General features: G+C 60.5%; 16 protein-coding genes. 7 read left to right on the forward strand and 9 right to left on the reverse strand.

Annotated elements, in window-relative coordinates; all coding sequences use genetic code 11:
- Positions 1-326: 326 nt before the first annotated feature.
- From ACM5SV_RS10420 to ACM5SV_RS10440, 5 genes are all read left to right on the forward strand, one after another.
- Positions 327-1,628 (forward strand): L,D-transpeptidase family protein, encoded by a 1,302-nt coding sequence (locus tag ACM5SV_RS10420; protein ID WP_012756884.1) that lies wholly within the window; start codon positions 327-329, stop codon positions 1,626-1,628.
- A gap of 216 nt (positions 1,629-1,844) precedes the next feature.
- Positions 1,845-3,143, forward strand: coding sequence for a serine hydroxymethyltransferase (glyA, locus tag ACM5SV_RS10425; RefSeq protein WP_003558306.1), 1,299 nt, complete (start codon positions 1,845-1,847; stop codon positions 3,141-3,143).
- A gap of 9 nt (positions 3,144-3,152) precedes the next feature.
- A complete protein-coding gene (nrdR, locus tag ACM5SV_RS10430; RefSeq protein WP_003547190.1) occupies positions 3,153-3,629 on the forward strand; it encodes a transcriptional regulator NrdR in 477 nt (158 codons plus the stop codon).
- A 3-nt stretch (positions 3,630-3,632) separates the two neighbouring features.
- A complete protein-coding gene (gene ribD, locus ACM5SV_RS10435) occupies positions 3,633-4,949 on the forward strand; it encodes a bifunctional diaminohydroxyphosphoribosylaminopyrimidine deaminase/5-amino-6-(5-phosphoribosylamino)uracil reductase RibD (protein WP_222014301.1) in 1,317 nt (438 codons plus the stop codon).
- Entirely contained in the window at positions 4,949-5,560 is a 612-nt protein-coding gene (locus ACM5SV_RS10440) for a riboflavin synthase (RefSeq protein WP_222014300.1), read from the forward strand. The genes ribD and ACM5SV_RS10440 overlap by 1 nt, the downstream gene beginning before the upstream one ends.
- A gap of 122 nt (positions 5,561-5,682) precedes the next feature.
- Here ACM5SV_RS10440 and rfbA read toward each other — a convergent pair whose 3' ends face one another.
- The 9 genes from rfbA to ACM5SV_RS10485 form a co-directional block, all read right to left on the reverse strand.
- Positions 5,683-6,552, reverse strand: coding sequence for a glucose-1-phosphate thymidylyltransferase RfbA (rfbA, locus tag ACM5SV_RS10445; protein ID WP_012756888.1), 870 nt, complete (start codon positions 6,550-6,552; stop codon positions 5,683-5,685).
- Positions 6,553-6,562: 10 nt separating this feature from the next.
- The gene (gene rfbD / locus ACM5SV_RS10450) at positions 6,563-7,450 is read right to left on the reverse strand and encodes a dTDP-4-dehydrorhamnose reductase (protein WP_128439633.1); all 888 of its coding nucleotides are present in this window, start codon (positions 7,448-7,450) and stop codon (positions 6,563-6,565) included.
- Positions 7,451-7,453: 3 nt separating this feature from the next.
- The gene (rfbB, locus tag ACM5SV_RS10455) at positions 7,454-8,509 is read right to left on the reverse strand and encodes a dTDP-glucose 4,6-dehydratase (protein WP_017993569.1); all 1,056 of its coding nucleotides are present in this window, start codon (positions 8,507-8,509) and stop codon (positions 7,454-7,456) included.
- Between the two features lie 6 nt (positions 8,510-8,515).
- The gene (gene rfbC, locus ACM5SV_RS10460) at positions 8,516-9,094 is read right to left on the reverse strand and encodes a dTDP-4-dehydrorhamnose 3,5-epimerase (RefSeq protein WP_222014299.1); all 579 of its coding nucleotides are present in this window, start codon (positions 9,092-9,094) and stop codon (positions 8,516-8,518) included.
- 23 nt (positions 9,095-9,117) lie between these two features.
- A complete protein-coding gene (locus ACM5SV_RS10465; protein WP_222014298.1) occupies positions 9,118-11,094 on the reverse strand; it encodes a glycosyltransferase family 1 protein in 1,977 nt (658 codons plus the stop codon).
- A 250-nt stretch (positions 11,095-11,344) separates the two neighbouring features.
- Positions 11,345-12,151, reverse strand: a complete 807-nt coding sequence (locus ACM5SV_RS10470) for a hypothetical protein (protein ID WP_012756893.1) — start codon at positions 12,149-12,151, stop codon at positions 11,345-11,347.
- A gap of 316 nt (positions 12,152-12,467) precedes the next feature.
- The gene (locus ACM5SV_RS10475) at positions 12,468-12,983 is read right to left on the reverse strand and encodes a GNAT family N-acetyltransferase (RefSeq protein WP_222014297.1); all 516 of its coding nucleotides are present in this window, start codon (positions 12,981-12,983) and stop codon (positions 12,468-12,470) included.
- A gap of 10 nt (positions 12,984-12,993) precedes the next feature.
- The gene (locus ACM5SV_RS10480) at positions 12,994-13,497 is read right to left on the reverse strand and encodes a cupin domain-containing protein (RefSeq protein WP_113545993.1); all 504 of its coding nucleotides are present in this window, start codon (positions 13,495-13,497) and stop codon (positions 12,994-12,996) included.
- Between the two features lie 215 nt (positions 13,498-13,712).
- Positions 13,713-14,072 (reverse strand): hypothetical protein, encoded by a 360-nt coding sequence (locus ACM5SV_RS10485; RefSeq protein WP_012756896.1) that lies wholly within the window; start codon positions 14,070-14,072, stop codon positions 13,713-13,715.
- A gap of 346 nt (positions 14,073-14,418) precedes the next feature.
- Here ACM5SV_RS10485 and ribH point away from each other — a divergent pair, with 346 nt between their 5' ends.
- Both ribH and nusB read left to right on the forward strand, forming a co-directional pair.
- Positions 14,419-14,874 (forward strand): 6,7-dimethyl-8-ribityllumazine synthase, encoded by a 456-nt coding sequence (ribH, locus tag ACM5SV_RS10490; protein WP_017993572.1) that lies wholly within the window; start codon positions 14,419-14,421, stop codon positions 14,872-14,874.
- 3 nt (positions 14,875-14,877) lie between these two features.
- A complete protein-coding gene (gene nusB / locus ACM5SV_RS10495) occupies positions 14,878-15,360 on the forward strand; it encodes a transcription antitermination factor NusB (RefSeq protein ID WP_012756897.1) in 483 nt (160 codons plus the stop codon).
- Positions 15,361-15,377: the final 17 nt, after the last annotated feature.

Genomic DNA, 15,377 nt, shown 5'->3' on the forward strand with positions numbered 1-15,377 from the left:
ATTCAAGCCGTTTTTTAGCCGTTATTAACCGGCACGCTTTACCCCGCCATATGGTTCGTTGCGCCCTGTTTCCGGCATTCGGCAAGTCCGTCTTCCCACTGGCAACACGAATTGGCCATATTGGTGTGGCAGCGGAAGGCTTAACAACCGGCGCTTTCAATAGACCGATCAGGAATGTTCAGGCTGCCGCATCGCAATCTTGTGATGGGGCAAGCGGAATCTTTCGGTGTGCCGGGACAACGAATGGATTGGGATCTGCGTTAAAGCGCAGTGATATCGCAAAAGGCCGCAGGTTTTCTTTATAGCGGCATTCAGTGGTTGGGACTATGTCAAAGAAAAACGGAATTGAAGCTCTTTCGCGCCGCGCCTTCCTTGCGTCCGCGGCAACGGTTGGCGCCAGCGCGCTTGCCGCGCCGGCATTCGCGCAATCGGCGCTCGATACGCTGATCAATGCGCCGCGCCGCGGCAACTGGGACGACCAGTTCGACGCCAAGGCGGCGTCGCGCACGGCGACCGCCATGGTTTCCAACACGCCGATCCTTGGGCCCCAATCGGTCGCGAGCGCCCAGCAGGCGATCATGCAGTATCAGCAGATCGCCGCAGCCGGTGGCTGGCCTGAGGTCAACCCCGGTGACCAGCGCCTGCAGCTCGGGGTCAGCTCTCCAGCCGTCCAGGCGCTGCGCCAGCGCCTTGCGATCACCGGCGACCTGCCGCGCGAGGCCGGCCTGTCCAACGCCTTCGATTCCTATGTCGACGGCGCCGTCAAGCGCTTTCAGGCGCGTCACGGCCTGCCGGCGGATGGCGTTCTCGGCGAATTCACGCTGAAGGCGATGAACATCCCCGCCGATGTCCGCCTGCAGCAGCTGAACACCAATGTCGTCCGTCTGCAGACCTTCCCTGAAGACTTGGGCCGCCGTCACCTGATGGTCAACATCCCGGCAGCCTATGTGGAGGCTGTTGAAGACGGCAGTGTCGCGACGCGCCACACAGCGGTTGTCGGCCGCTTGAGCCGCCCGACGCATCTCGTCAATTCGAAGATCTACGAGGTCATCCTCAATCCTTACTGGACGGCACCACGCTCGATTGTCGAGAAGGACATCATGCCGCTGATGCGCAAGGATCCGACCTATCTCGAAAAGAATGCCATTCGTCTGCTCGACGGCAAGGGCAATGAAGTCGCCCCCGAGACTATCGACTGGAACGGCGAGGCGCCGAACCTGATGTTCCGTCAGGACCCCGGCAAGACCAACGCCATGGCGTCGACGAAGATCAACTTCTACAACAAGAACGGCGAGTACATGCACGACACGCCGCAGCAGGGCCTGTTCAACAAGCTGATGCGCTTCGAATCGTCGGGCTGCGTCCGCGTCCAGAACGTGCGCGACTTGTCGAACTGGCTCTTGCGCGAGACCCCCGGCTGGAACCGCCAGCAGATGGAGCAGGTGATCGCAACCGGCGTCAACACGCCGGTCAAGCTCGCCACGGAAGTTCCGGTCTATTTCGTCTACATCTCTGCTTGGGGCATGCCCGACGGCATCGTCCAGTTCCGCGACGACATCTATCAGATGGACGGCAATGCCGAGCTGGCGCTCGACACCACGGCGGGAATGGAACAGCCGGTCCAGTAAGCGGCGACCTCTGCATCGCAATCTGAAAACCGCGCTTTCCGGCGCGGTTTTTCTTATGTGCGCAAAGGCGCTGCCTGCTACGGCGTCAGGCTTCGGTGTCGTACGACCGCAAAAGAGCGCAAGCGCGCGCTTTGCTCAGCAAATGTCGTTCTTCGTATTGCCCTCGCCACGGCGGAAGGCTAATACCTCAGCGCATTCCAGTTGAGGAGCCCGCCCATGACCAATGCTTCCACCGAATCCTTCTTCAATCGCTCGCTTGCGGACGTCGATCCGGACATTTTCGGCGCGATCGGAAAGGAACTCGGTCGCCAACGGCACGAGATCGAACTGATCGCTTCTGAGAACATCGTCTCCCGCGCCGTGCTGGAAGCCCAGGGCTCCATCATGACCAACAAATATGCCGAGGGTTATCCCGGCAAGCGTTATTACGGCGGCTGCCAGTTCGTCGACATCGCCGAGGAACTGGCGATCGAGCGCGCCAAGAAGCTGTTCGGCGTCAATTTCGCCAACGTCCAGCCGAATTCCGGTTCGCAGATGAACCAGGCCGTATTCCTGGCGCTGCTGCAGCCCGGCGACACCTTCATGGGTCTCGACCTGAATTCGGGCGGTCATCTCACGCATGGTTCGCCGGTCAACATGTCCGGCAAGTGGTTCAATGTCGTCTCCTACGGCGTACGCGAAGGCGACAACCTGCTCGACATGGATGAAGTCGCCCGCAAGGCCGAGGAAACCAAGCCGAAGCTCATCATCGCCGGCGGCACTGCCTATTCCCGCATCTGGGACTGGAAGCGCTTCCGCGAGATCGCTGACTCTGTCGGCGCCTATCTGATGGTCGACATGGCCCACATCGCCGGTCTTGTCGCCGGTGGCGTTCATCCGTCGCCGTTCCCGCATTGCCATGTCGCGACGACGACGACCCACAAGTCGCTGCGCGGCCCGCGCGGCGGCGTCATCCTCACCAATGACGAGGATCTGGCGAAGAAGTTCAATTCGGCTGTCTTCCCTGGCCTGCAGGGTGGCCCGCTGATGCACATCATTGCCGCCAAGGCTGTGGCCTTCAAAGAGGCGCTGCAGCCGGAATTCAAGGATTATGCCGCCCAGGTGGTCAAGAACGCCAAGGCGCTGGCCGAAACGCTGATATCGGGTGGCCTTGACGTCGTCTCCGGCGGCACCGACAACCACCTGATGCTGGTCGACCTTCGCAAGAAAAATGCCACCGGCAAGCGCGCAGAGGCAGCCCTCGGCCGCGCCTATGTCACCTGCAACAAGAACGGCATTCCCTTCGATCCGGAAAAGCCCTTCGTCACCTCGGGTGTGCGCCTCGGCGCGCCTGCTGGAACGACCCGCGGCTTCAAGGAAGCGGAGTTCCGCGAGATCGGCAATCTGATCGTCGAGGTTCTCGACGGTCTGAAGGTCGCCAATTCCGATGAAGGCAATGCCGCCGTCGAAGCCGCCGTGCGCGGCAAGGTGGTCAGCCTCACCGACCGCTTCCCCATGTATGATTACTTGGGATAAGGAGCAGGGATGCGCTGCCCCTATTGCGGTTCGGAAGATACCCAGGTCAAGGATTCGCGCCCGGCGGAGGACAACACGTCCATCCGCCGGCGGCGTATCTGTCCCGATTGCGGCGGCCGCTTCACCACGTTCGAACGTGTGCAACTGCGCGAGTTGATGGTCATCAAGAAGACCGGCCGCAAAGTGCCCTTCGACCGCGACAAGCTGGTGCGCTCCTTCGAGGTGGCGCTGCGCAAACGCCCGGTCGAGCGGGACCGCATCGAGCGCGCCGTGTCCGGCATCGTGCGCCGGCTTGAAAGCTCCGGCGAGACCGAGATCTCCTCCGAGCAGATCGGCCTGCAGGTGCTGGAAGCCATGAAGAGCCTCGATGATGTCGGCTTCGTGCGCTACGCCTCGGTCTATCGGGATTTCTCGCTTGCCGAGGATTTCGAGAAGGTCATTTCCGAAATCAACGCCAAGATCGCCCGCGACCCGCTGGACAGGTGAGCCATGAGCATCACGCCGCATGACGAACGTTTCATGGCGGCGGCGATTCGCCTGTCGCGCTGGCATCTCGGCCGCACCGCCACCAATCCTTCCGTCGGCTGTCTGATCGTCAAGGACGGCGTCATCGTCGGCCGTGCGGTGACGGCGCTCAGTGGCCGCCCGCATGCCGAGACGCAGGCGCTCGCTGAGGCCGGCGCGCTCGCCCGCGGCGCCACCGCTTATGTGACGCTCGAACCCTGCTCGCATCACGGCAAGACGCCGCCCTGCGCCGAGGCGCTGATCGCCTATGGCGTTGCTCGCGTCGTCATCAGCGTCACCGATCCCGATCCGCGGGTCTCCGGTCGCGGCATCGCCGTGCTGCGCGAAGCCGGCATAGAGGTGGATGCCGGCGTGCTGGAGGCTGAAGGCAGGCACTCGCTTGCCGCCTATCTCACCCGCCAGACGAAGAACCGGCCCTATGTGACTCTCAAACTTGCCGTTTCCGCCGATGGCATGATCGGCCGCGAAGGGGAGGGGCAGGTAGCGATAACAGGCCCGGAGGCCCGCGCCCAGGTGCAGGCGCTGCGCGCCGAAACCGATGCCATCCTGGTCGGCATCGGTACCGCGATTGCGGATGATCCGCTGCTGACTGTGCGTTCGCCAGGTCTTGAATCGCAATCGCCGATCCGCATCGTCCTCGATCCTTCCCTGGCATTGCCGCCGACCAGCAAGCTCGTCGCGACGGCGCGGGAAGTGCCGGTTATCGTGGTGGCGAGCGAGGAAGTGTGGCCGTTGTCGGCGGATGCGGAGGGGCTACCCCCCTCTGTCCTGCCGGACATCTCGCCCACAAGGGGGGAGATCGGCAAGGAGCCTGCTCCGCGTTCTCCAGCTTCCCATGATGATGGTTTCGCCTCCAGGCAAGATGTGGGGCAAGAGGCTAGCCCCCAGCCAATCTCCCCACCTGTGGGGGAGATGCCCGGCAGGGCAGAGGGGGGTAACCCACCCGCAGGCGTCACAGACATGGACTCCCGCCGCGCAGCCCTCGAAGCCGCAGGCGTCGAAGTCGTCCATTGCAATCCCTATCATCCGGAAGTCCTGTTGTCGGCACTCGCGACGCGCGGTATTTCCTCGCTTCTGGTCGAGGGCGGTGCAAAGACGGCGCGGCTTTTCCTCGAGGCTGGCCTTGTGGACCGCATCCAGCTTTATCAAGCGCCTGTTGTGATCGGCGAGCGCGGTATTGAATCCCCGCTTGATGCTACCGACATACCATCGGGTTTTGCCCATACGGGCACGCTGATGTTCGGCGGCGATCGCCTGGACGAATACGAAAGAGGGCTTTGATGTTCACCGGAATAGTCACCGATATCGGTACGATCGAATCCGTTTCACCGCTGAAGGAGGGCATCAAGCTCCGCGTTGCGACGAGTTACGACCCGGCGACCATCGATATGGGCGCATCCATCTCTCACTCCGGCATCTGCCTCACCGTCACCGGCCTGCCGCCGGAAGGCAGCAACGGCCGCTGGTTCGAGGTCGAGGCCTGGGAAGAGGCGCTGCGGCTGACGACGATCGCCACTTGGCAGGAGGGCAGCCGTATCAATCTCGAACGGTCGCTGAAGATCGGCGATGAACTCGGCGGCCACATCGTTTCCGGCCATGTCGACGGCAAGGCGGAAATCCTCTCGGTGACATCAGAGGGCGACGCCACACGCTACCGTCTGCGCGCGCCCGAACATCTGGCGAAATTCGTCGCCCCCAAGGGTTCGCTTGCTCTCGACGGTACTTCGTTAACGGTCAATGCCGTCGACGGCACGGATTTCGATGTGCTGCTCATCCGCCACACGCTCGAGGTCACCACCTGGGGTGATCGCAAGGCCGGCGATTTCGTCAATTTCGAAGTCGACACCATGGCGCGTTACGCCGCCCGGCTGGCGGAATTCCCGAGCACTTGAATCAAAACCTGTAACGGTTTCTAGGGTCACACCACGACTGGCATGCTGGGCGCGAAACATCATCAGGCGCTCGTCGACGCATCCAACTGCATGTCTGCGACGCGGCGCCAGCCCCCGATAGCTCACCAATCCGGGGACAGCTTCGTCAGATACTGGCCGTAGGCACTCTTGCCGAGCTTGTCCGCGAGCTTGGCGAGGTCGTCCTGCGAGATGTAACCCATGCGCCAGGCGACCTCTTCGGGGCAGGCGATCTTGAAGCCCTGGCGTTTCTCCAGCGTGCTGACGAAACCTGCGGCATCGAGCAGGCTGTCCGGCGTGCCGGTGTCGAGCCAGGCATAGCCCCGGCCCATCAGCTCCACGAAAAGCTGGCCGCGCTCGAGATAGGTGCGGTTGACATCGGTGATTTCCAATTCGCCGCGCGGTGACGGCTTCAGGTTGGCGGCGATATCGACCACCTGCTGGTCGTAGAAATAGAGGCCGGTCACCGCCCAGTTCGATTTTGGCTTCTTCGGCTTCTCCTCGATCGACAGGGCATTCATCTTTTTGTCAAAGCCGACAACGCCATAGCGTTCCGGATCGGTGACGTGATAGGCGAACACCGTTGCGCCTTCCCGCCGACCCGTGCCGGATTTCATGATTTCCGGCAGTCCGTGCCCGTAGAAGATGTTGTCGCCGAGAACGAGTGCCGAGCTGTCGCCGTGCACGAAGTCGGCGCCGATGATGAAAGCCTGGGCGAGGCCGTCCGGGCTCGGCTGTACGGCATAGGTCAGCGAGATTCCCCATTGCGAGCCGTCCCCAAGAAGGCGCTTGAAGGCTTCGACGTCGTGAGGCGTGGTGATGATCAGCAACTCCCTGATGCCTGCGAGCATGAGCGTCGTTAGCGGATAGTAGATCATCGGCTTGTCGTAGACCGGCATCAACTGTTTCGAAACGGCCTGCGTGATCGGATGCAGACGCGTGCCTGTGCCGCCGGCGAGAATAATTCCCTTCATGCCCATCTCCTTAAAGACCCTTATTCAAAAGGTCTTGCATGACAAAAGTCATGGACTGCTTCCACTCCGGCAGCCGGATTCCATAGGTTCTGGCGAGCTTGTCGCCGTTGAGACGTGAATTGGCGGGCCGCTTCGCCGGTGTCGGATAGTCCGCCGTCGGGATGCGCTCGACGCCGACGTTTCTGCCGCCGGATTTAGAAAGCTCCGTGAATATCTCTTCGGCGAAGTCCGCCCAGCTTGCCTCGCCGCTGCCGGTCAGGTGAAAGGTGCCGCGCAGCGATGGCGCAGGGTCCGCTACGATACGGGATGCGATCGCAAGAATCGCGTCGGCGATGTCGAGTGCCGAGGTCGGGCATCCTGTCTGATCGGCGACGACGCGAAGATGATCGCGCGTCTCGGAAAGCCGCAGCATCGTTTTCAGGAAGTTTGCGCCAAAGGGCGAATAGACCCAGGCGGTACGCAAGATGACGTGGTTCGGGTTCGCCGCCGCGACGGCCTTCTCGCCCGCGAGCTTCGAACGCCCATAGACGGAGATCGGCGCCGTCGCATCCTCTTCGGAATACGCTGAGGCCTTGTCGCCGCTGAAGACGTAGTCGGTCGAAATGTGGATGACCGGGGCCCCGATCCGCGCAGCAGCCTCGGCAACCGCCCCGGCGCCTGCTGCGTTGACGGAAAAAGCAAGCTCGGGTTCGCTCTCGGCCTTGTCGACCGCCGTATAGGCAGCCGCCGAGACGATCACATCCGGCCGCAGAGCCGAGAAGGCGGCTGCGATGCTTGCAGGATCCGCGAGGTCCATTTCCGGGCGCCCGACCGCGCTGATTTCGACGCCCATTTCAGCGCCCCGTCTGAGCAGCGACTGAACGACCTGGCCCTGTTTGCCGGTGACGGCAATGCGCATCGCTTATCGTCCCTTGAAAACGCCGAGGCGTTCGCCGGAGTAGACATTTTCGCGCAGCGGCCTCCACCACCATTCGTTTTCCAAGTACCAGTGCACGGTCTTCTCGATGCCGGTTTCGAAGGTCTCTTGCGCCTTCCAGCCGAGTTCGCTTTCGAGTTTGGAGGCATCGATCGCATAGCGTGCGTCGTGTCCGGGGCGGTCCGTGACGTTGGTGATCAGGCGTGCATGCGGTCCCTTGTCACTGCAGACGCCGTCGAGAATAGCGCAGATGCGATGAACGACATCGATGTTCCTGCGCTCATTGCGGCCGCCCACATTGTATTTTTCGCCGGGGCGCCCACTGGATGCGATCGTGAAGAGCGCGCGGGCGTGGTCTTCGACATAGAGCCAGTCGCGGACATTCGCGCCATTGCCGTAAACCGGAAGAGGCTTGCCCTCCAGTGCGTTCAGGATCATTAGCGGAATGAGCTTTTCGGGGAAATGGAACGGGCCGTAGTTGTTGGAGCAATTCGAGACAACGACGGGCAGGCCGTAGGTGCGGTGCCAGGCGATCGCCAGATGGTCGCTGGCGGCCTTGGAGGCGGAGTAGGGCGAGGACGGGTCGTAAGGCGTCGTCTCCTCGAAGAGGCCCTCGTCGCCGAGCGAGCCGTAGACCTCGTCCGTCGAGACATGCAGAAAGCGGAAGGCACTCTTGCGGCGAGCGTCGAGCCCATCCCAATAGTGCCGTGCGGCATCCAGCAGGCTGAATGTGCCGACGATGTTGGTCTGAATGAAATCGTCCGCGCCCGAGATCGAGCGGTCGACATGGCTCTCTGCCGCGAGATGCATGACGATATCAGGGCGGAAGGACGCGAATGCTTCCTGCATCCTGGCGCGGTCGCAGATGTCGGCCTGCAGGAATTGATAGTTCGGCGCCGATTCGACGGATTTCAGCGATGCCAGATTGCCGGCATAGGTCAGCGTGTCGACATTCAGCACCTCGGCGCCGATCTCGCTGACGAGATGGCGCACCAATGCCGATCCGATGAAGCCCGCTCCGCCCGTGACCAGTATGCGCATCGTCGATCAATCCCTGGGTTGCTGTGCTGAACAGGAAAAATGGCCTGGCAGGTCGGCGAGCCGCGGCAGTATCTTGTCCTTGTCGGACAATACCATGTCTCTCTCATAGAAGGGCCAGCGGATACCGATCGCCGGATCGTTCCACGCGATGCCCCGATCATGCTGCGGGCTGTAGGGTGCGGTTACCTTGTAGCTGATGACGCTGTTCGGCTCGAGCGTTGCGAATCCGTGTGCGAAACCGGCCGGTACCCAGAGCTGCATACCATTTTCCGGCGAGAGCTCCTGAGAGAGCCACTTACCGAAGCTCGGCGATCCCTCGCGGATATCGACGATGATATCCATGATCCGCCCGGCAAGACAGCGCACCAGCTTGCCCTGTGCGAAGGGCGGTATCTGGAAATGCAGCCCCCGGACGGTGCCGGTCTGCGCCGAAAGCGATTCATTGTCCTGGATGAACGTGACGTCGGCCACATTTTCCCGGAACCAGGCATCCTTGAATACTTCGGAGAAGTAGCCGCGGTGATCGCCGAAGCGCGGCGGCGTGATCGCAATGATGCCCTCGATGGCCGTGGTCTCAATACGCATGACTTACCTTTTTGCGGCCTTTATCAAGCGCCCGCCCTCATGACGCTCATCAGCATGTCCGCCTGCGAGCGGCTTCGCATGGCCGCAAGGCCTGCCGCGGCAATGGCATCGCGCTCGTCGGCATCTGCGATCAGCTTGTAGCAGCGCTCGATCATGTCGTCATAGGGCTCAATTGCCAAGCCGCCGATGAAGGGCTGAAGGTCCGGATCGCGGATGTCGCCTTCAGTCAGCACGCAAACGCGATTGGCGAGCAGATAGGAAATGCGCACGATCTCGAAGACGCCGCTCGCATAATGATGGATGTTGATCACGATCTTGGCGCGGGCAATCGCCGCATCGCGTTCCGCGCCGTAGATGTTGAAGAGGTGCGCGACCTCGAGCCCGCCGTCCTTCAGCGTCTTCAGGATATGGTGGCGGCGTTCGTTCATCGAGCCGTAGAAGAGCACGTCGATATCTTTGACGGTGGCGTGCTGTATCTGGCTGAGGCAGCCGCTATAGCCGATCTCGAGCACGCCGGCGTGATCAATGCCCTTGGCGGCGAGATTCTCCCGGTTGCGCGGGCTGTAGTCGAGAACCGGAAGCGACTTCAGGATCGAGGTGTAGCGCGAATTGATCCAGATGCTTTCTTCGGACACCTGCTCGAGATTGATGACGACGCTGTCGTTCGGCAGATGGCTGACGATTTCAGCGGGGAGAAGATTCCCGCCATAGATGATCGGCGCACGGCCGGCGAATGCGTTCATGTCCCGGGTGATCGGTGCCGAGCCGCCGAGTTCCTCGAAGGCGCCCTGTAGGCCAAGCGCGACTTCGTCGAAGGCATGGCTGTGATTGTAGTTGTCGGGCGTCACGATCCAGATGCAATGACGGTCCCTGTGTGCCTGCCATCCGCCGGCAAAGGGCTGCAACTGGTTGCGGAGCGGCTGCTCGATCTTCGGCGCGGCTGATATAGCGGGCCTTTCCGTCCGCATCGGCTGCTGTGGTACTGGGGAAGCGCCTGACGCCTGCGGGGCATAGGCGCGCATCAATTCGCGGCCGCCGATAAATTGGCCGCGCGGCATCCAGCCGGGCGGATCATCAGCCCCCCAGATAAGGTGCGGCTGCTTGATCAATGGTTGACGGCCCTCCTGCCAAGAGGTCAAGTGGGCCTGGTCGCGGCTCTGAAGAAAAGCCTCCTTGGCGGCGAAGAGACCATGCAGCATCCGGCCGAGGCGGACGCCGAACTTCCACTCGAAATGGGCCGGCGCCGGCACGAAGGCGGCGATCTTCAATCCTTTGGCAGCAGCCTGCTGGACATAGAGCCCGAGCAGACGCTCGATCACGAAGGGGCGCATCGTCGCGTTGGCGTCGCGTGAATACTGCGCCGAACCGGCATAGGCAGTGCCCGCCGGCGTGCCGAGGCGCGCTTCATTTTCCAGCGATCCCAGAATACGTTCGCAGAAGGCGAAGTATCCGGACCAGAACTTCCTGTTGCCGCAGAAATAGTTGCAGAACGCGAAGGCGGTTTTGTCCTGCGGCGGTGCGATCGGATAGCCGAGCTCCTGGATATGCAGGAAGATCGGATCCATGCCTGGATGGCCGCCAAGCAGCGAATGTTCCCAGACGTTGCTGTAGATCGCGGCGTGGCCGATCAGTGGATTGTAGAGATAGGCATCCGCACCTTCCGCCCTTGCCTTTTCCGCCTCGGTGACAAAAGATGGGAAGCTCGTGACGGACTTCATCTCGAATTTGCTGGAGAGCAGCCCCCAAAACACGTCGTCGCCGAGGCCGATCGCCTCGTGATGCTGATGCAGCGTGAGGAAGAGTTCATATTCGCGGGTCGTAGCCTGCGTATTGAACGAGATGTCGAGCGGCATGGCAGCCGCATCGAGCTGGCTGCGCTGCGAGGGATCGAGATAAGGCTGATAGACAATGACGGATCCAGTGCCCGCAGCCTTCTCCGTGAGAAGCGCCAGATCAGGAAGACCGGCCGGCAAAGAAGAAATGGGCTGATTGATCGTCAAGGTATTGTCCTTCGCGAAGGGCTGCCGTCTGTATGGGAAATCCGCAGAACGGCAACTCGAGCCTGTTTGGTGCCTACTATTTGAGGTGAAGCTTGCGCCACACTGTTCGCAGAACTTTCACTGGTCAGCCTGGCGGGAGTGTGGGAGCTCGACTATCTGGGGTCGGCTTTTTCTAGCCAGCTTCATTGGCTCAGCCGCTTCTGCTGCCAGTATCGCAAAGAGTTGCGATTTTACGTTGGGCCGCCTCGGTTTATACGCCGCTTTTGTAGACCCCATCATTCGATACGGTCGCTATTTCTCCGAACAAGGACCCAGGTAAGCTATTGCCATAGAGTTCGGCTATCCGTTTGATTAGAAGATAGCTTCCCAGACGCTCCTGGCAAAATGAGATCGCACGTTTCTGCACGGGGTCTTCGGATTGAAACGGTTGATATCGTTTCGCAAATTCAAAAGACGGCGCCACAAGGCGCACAAAAGTATCCAGCCACCAGTCCGTCGGATACGTGCCGAGTTCAATGCCTCCAGGAACGAAAGTGCTGGAATTAAAAAATTGCAAAGCTTCGGCTTGCGTTAAAGTGTTTGCTTCGATTGCAAACGCTGTATATCGCAGGAAGTCAACAATATTGTGGAAGCGTGCATAGTGTTGAGATATGTTATGGAGATTTAATGGCCGAGGTAAGAAGAAGCTTTCTGTAAAAATCGCCGGATTCTCCGGTTTTATGATTCCTACTTCTTCTGAGGTTGCTGTATTCATCCCGGGATATTCGGGATTTGGTGTTCCTATTTTTAGTCGTGTTAAAAATTTACGATACTGCCAGATAGTAATGTTGCGAGGCTTTGCTGCTTCTTCGGAAACGACTTTCGCGATTACGATCGTTCCCAGCGATCCTGACAATTTCGCGTGAATCTCCTCCGGCTCGCTGAAAAAATCATAGCCGGCAATGACATCCATTCCCTTGTTGTCCAAAGGAGGTTTAGAATTGAGCCATATGATTTTCGAGCCCTCGGGAGGAGGGTAGCTCGGCAAATCCTTGTGGCAAACAATGAAAATGGTCATATTTGTGATCAGCCTCTTATGGATGGGGAGTTTCTGCCGGCTGCAATTACCACGCGGCTCGCCCGTCAATGCTTAGTTGTGTCAAGGTGGCGGACGGCAGTATTCCAAGCGTTTCTGCCTCTTGTCAGCGACTCTAAAGTGCGTTCCTTGCGCGTAGCAGGTGCGAAGTCCGGACCCATCCGGGGATGAAGTTGGGTGTCGCAAGTTGAGGGTGTCGATATCCATTTTCTTAAACTTGCCGTTGCTGTTGGCGATGGCGGCAAATGTCAGCAAGCCCGCAATGGCGCGCGCTATGTTGCCCGCTTGGTGGAATTCCCTACCGCGAAAACTGAATGATCTCGCCATTGTACTGTGTGCGCGCCGTCTCGCGGAAGCCGAGCTTGGCTGCGACCCGCAGCGAGGCCTGGTTCTCGGGGCTGATGATGCAGCTCATCGGTTTTCCTGGGAAATGCGTTTCCGCCCAGCCGATCAGGACGGTCAGCGCCTCGGTGGCATAACCGCAGCCGTGCGCCGAAGGCATCAGCGCCCAGCCTACCTCCATCGTCCCCTCGATCGAGGGTTCCATCTCGCGCCGGGCTTCGAGGAAGCCCGCTTCGCCGATGAACCGGCCGCTCTCCTTTTCGACGATCGCCAGAAAGCCGAAGCCCATATGGTGCCACATGCCGGCAATGCGCAGCATGCGGCTCCAGCTCTGCTCGCGTGTCGACGGCACGCCGGTGATGAAGCGCACGACATGCTCGTCCGCCCATAGTGCCGCATGCGCGTCGAAATCGTCGAGGCGGTGAGGGCGAATCGTCAGCCGCGCCGTTTCGAGAGTCGGAATGTCGGTCACATCGGATCCTTCATGCGCCGGGCTCGCCGTCCCAATAGTCGAGATCGCCTTCCGGCCGTCCGATGTGGCGGAAGCGCCCGGTTTTTGTACCGTCTCTATTGGTCTTGGCAAGGAACTTTCCGGAATCTGGATATTCGACGATCTCGGTCTTCGCCATGGTCGAGATGCCGAGATAGACGAGTGTGGCCGTGCCGGTGTTGATGATCTGGTGCGCCGTTTCCGGTCCGCCTGCCGGCGCGCCAAGCACGTCGCCAGCCTTGATCGCATGGCGCGCGTCGCCGAAGCGGTATTCGCCGGCGCCCGCGATCACATAGAAGAGCTCGTCTTCGACGTGATGGTTGTGGAAGGGACAGCCCGATTTGCCGGGCGGTACCTCGTTGTAGCTGACGCCGAGCCCGGCCAGGCCAAGTAGCGCGCCGAAAGAGGTGTCGGTGCTTTCATAGAGCTCGCCCTGTTTCCAGTGGTCGAGCTTGAGATCGGCGGTATTGATCACCGCCTTCTGTTCCGTTGCCATGACGTCCTCCTGTTTCAACAAGAGAAGCCGTCATCCCGGGAAAATTCAATGATTATCTGGGCCTATCTCTGATATCCCCAGCATGGGCGGAGAGGAGACCGCCGCCCATGCTATGAGCGCCACGCATCGAACAAGGTGCGCCAGACGCTCGATCCCTTTTAACCCACGCATACCCCCGAAGATCGTTCCGATTTTCGGGGGTATGCGCTGGAGCGTCAGCGGACGTAGAAGGTCAAGCTTCCATCAGCTGCCTGCTCGGCGTTGACGATGTTGCGGACGTCGACGCCTTCGTTGTTGAGCCGGTGGGCAAGCGACCTGTTGGCGTCGATCGAGGCCTGGATGCCGTGAACGGCCTGACCAGAACGTTCCGGTGCCGAGCGCGGACCGGTCGTCTCGTCGTCGAGGTTACGCCAGTTGTGGACCTGCTCGACATTGAAGTCATTGCCGTGGAAGGTCCTGAGTGTCTGCTCGATGCCCTGGGCCGTGTTCATCCCAAGGCTTTCGGCCCGGCTGACGCCGGCAAAGGCGAGGGAAGAGAGGGCGGCAGCGAGGGTGATGGTGAGAACGCGGTGCATGATTGGTATCCTTTCATCTGCTTAGACGGTCGGCTGTCGTTGCAGGGGATCGTCTGCGTCACGACATGGAATTGGCGTTCTCGCATTCGCGATTCAATGGGTTAAGCCACTGAAAATCCATTAAGAATTGTTCATAAAAATTGCCTTCGAATTGCCGCTTTCCGGGCGACCGGGAAAGCTGATTTGAGAGGCTTGCCCAGCTGTGCATCTATAGTGCTGCTATCCCCTTGCAGAATTTCGTCTTTCGTATTGCGGCATCAGGCGAAATTGCTTGCCATTCGGCCGAAGGCATGTTTTGACCGCGGGCTGCCGAGTGGGTAAATGTCCCGCCAACCGAAGGTGAACCATGCCGAGAGAGACCGCTCCCCATATTTTGATCGTTGAGGCCCGCTTCTACGACGACATGGCCGACGCCCTGCTCGAAGGCGCGACCTTCGCATTGACAGAGGCCGGCGCCACCTTCGAGGTCGTCACCGTCCCCGGCGCACTGGAAATTCCGGCAGCGATTGCCATGTCGCTCGATGGAGACGACAATGGCGGAACGCATTATGACGGCTATGTCGCCCTCGGCATGGTCATTCGCGGCGAGACCTATCACTTCGATATCGTGTCGAACGAATCCTCTCGCGCCTTGATGGATCTTGCGGTCAGCGAGTCCCTTGCCATCGGCAACGGCATCCTGACCGTCGAAAACGACGAACAGGCATGGGCGCGCGCGCGCCGCACGGATAAGGACAAGGGCGGATTTGCCGCTCGTGCAGCTCTGACCATGATCGAGCTGAAGCAGAAACTGGGTGCATAACGAATGAACGACGACAAGACGGAACGGCCGGTCAAGACTGCAAACCAGCGGGGCGCTGCCCGTCTTGCTGCCGTTCAGGCACTCTATCAGATGGATGTCGGCGGCACCGGCGTTCTGGAGATCGTCGCCGAATACGAGGCGCACCGTCTTGGCCAGGAACTCGACGGCGCGACCTATCTGAAGGCCGATGTCGCCTGGTTCCGTTCCATCGTTTCCGGCGTCGTGCGCGATCAGGTCCGCCTCGATCCGCTGATTGCCGCAGCCCTGCAGGATGATTGGGCCTTGTCGCGCCTCGACAGCACCGTGCGCGCCATCCTGCGCGCCGGCGTCTTCGAGATCACCGATCGCAAGGACGTTCCGGTGGCGGTCATCGTCACCGAATATGTCGAGATCGCCCAGGCCTTCTTCGATGACGACGAGCCGAAGCTCGTCAACGCTGTGCTCGACCGCATCGCAAAGCAGGTCCGCGGCGAGGCGAAGAAATAAGTCTTTAGCCGCCAAAT

This window comes from Rhizobium sp. CRRU65 (assembly GCF_048551595.1).
In the GTDB taxonomy this organism is placed as follows: domain Bacteria; phylum Pseudomonadota; class Alphaproteobacteria; order Rhizobiales; family Rhizobiaceae; genus Rhizobium; species Rhizobium leguminosarum_J.

What these genes read in the sequence shown, in the direction of transcription:
- ACM5SV_RS10420 (WP_012756884.1), top strand. Translation starts at nt 327, where the DNA reads ATGTCAAAGAAAAACGGAATTGAAGCTCTTTCGCGCCGCGCCTTCCTT.
- glyA (WP_003558306.1), top strand. Translation starts at nt 1,845, where the DNA reads ATGACCAATGCTTCCACCGAATCCTTCTTCAATCGCTCGCTTGCGGAC.
- nrdR (WP_003547190.1), top strand. Translation starts at nt 3,153, where the DNA reads ATGCGCTGCCCCTATTGCGGTTCGGAAGATACCCAGGTCAAGGATTCG.
- ribD (WP_222014301.1), top strand. Translation starts at nt 3,633, where the DNA reads ATGAGCATCACGCCGCATGACGAACGTTTCATGGCGGCGGCGATTCGC.
- ACM5SV_RS10440 (WP_222014300.1), top strand. Translation starts at nt 4,949, where the DNA reads ATGTTCACCGGAATAGTCACCGATATCGGTACGATCGAATCCGTTTCA.
- rfbA (WP_012756888.1), bottom strand. Translation starts at nt 6,552, where the DNA reads ATGAAGGGAATTATTCTCGCCGGCGGCACAGGCACGCGTCTGCATCCG.
- rfbD (WP_128439633.1), bottom strand. Translation starts at nt 7,450, where the DNA reads ATGCGCATTGCCGTCACCGGCAAACAGGGCCAGGTCGTTCAGTCGCTG.
- rfbB (WP_017993569.1), bottom strand. Translation starts at nt 8,509, where the DNA reads ATGCGCATACTGGTCACGGGCGGAGCGGGCTTCATCGGATCGGCATTG.
- rfbC (WP_222014299.1), bottom strand. Translation starts at nt 9,094, where the DNA reads ATGCGTATTGAGACCACGGCCATCGAGGGCATCATTGCGATCACGCCG.
- ACM5SV_RS10470 (WP_012756893.1), bottom strand. Translation starts at nt 12,151, where the DNA reads ATGACCATTTTCATTGTTTGCCACAAGGATTTGCCGAGCTACCCTCCT.
- ACM5SV_RS10480 (WP_113545993.1), bottom strand. Translation starts at nt 13,497, where the DNA reads ATGGCAACGGAACAGAAGGCGGTGATCAATACCGCCGATCTCAAGCTC.
- ACM5SV_RS10485 (WP_012756896.1), bottom strand. Translation starts at nt 14,072, where the DNA reads ATGCACCGCGTTCTCACCATCACCCTCGCTGCCGCCCTCTCTTCCCTC.
- ribH (WP_017993572.1), top strand. Translation starts at nt 14,419, where the DNA reads ATGCCGAGAGAGACCGCTCCCCATATTTTGATCGTTGAGGCCCGCTTC.
- nusB (WP_012756897.1), top strand. Translation starts at nt 14,878, where the DNA reads ATGAACGACGACAAGACGGAACGGCCGGTCAAGACTGCAAACCAGCGG.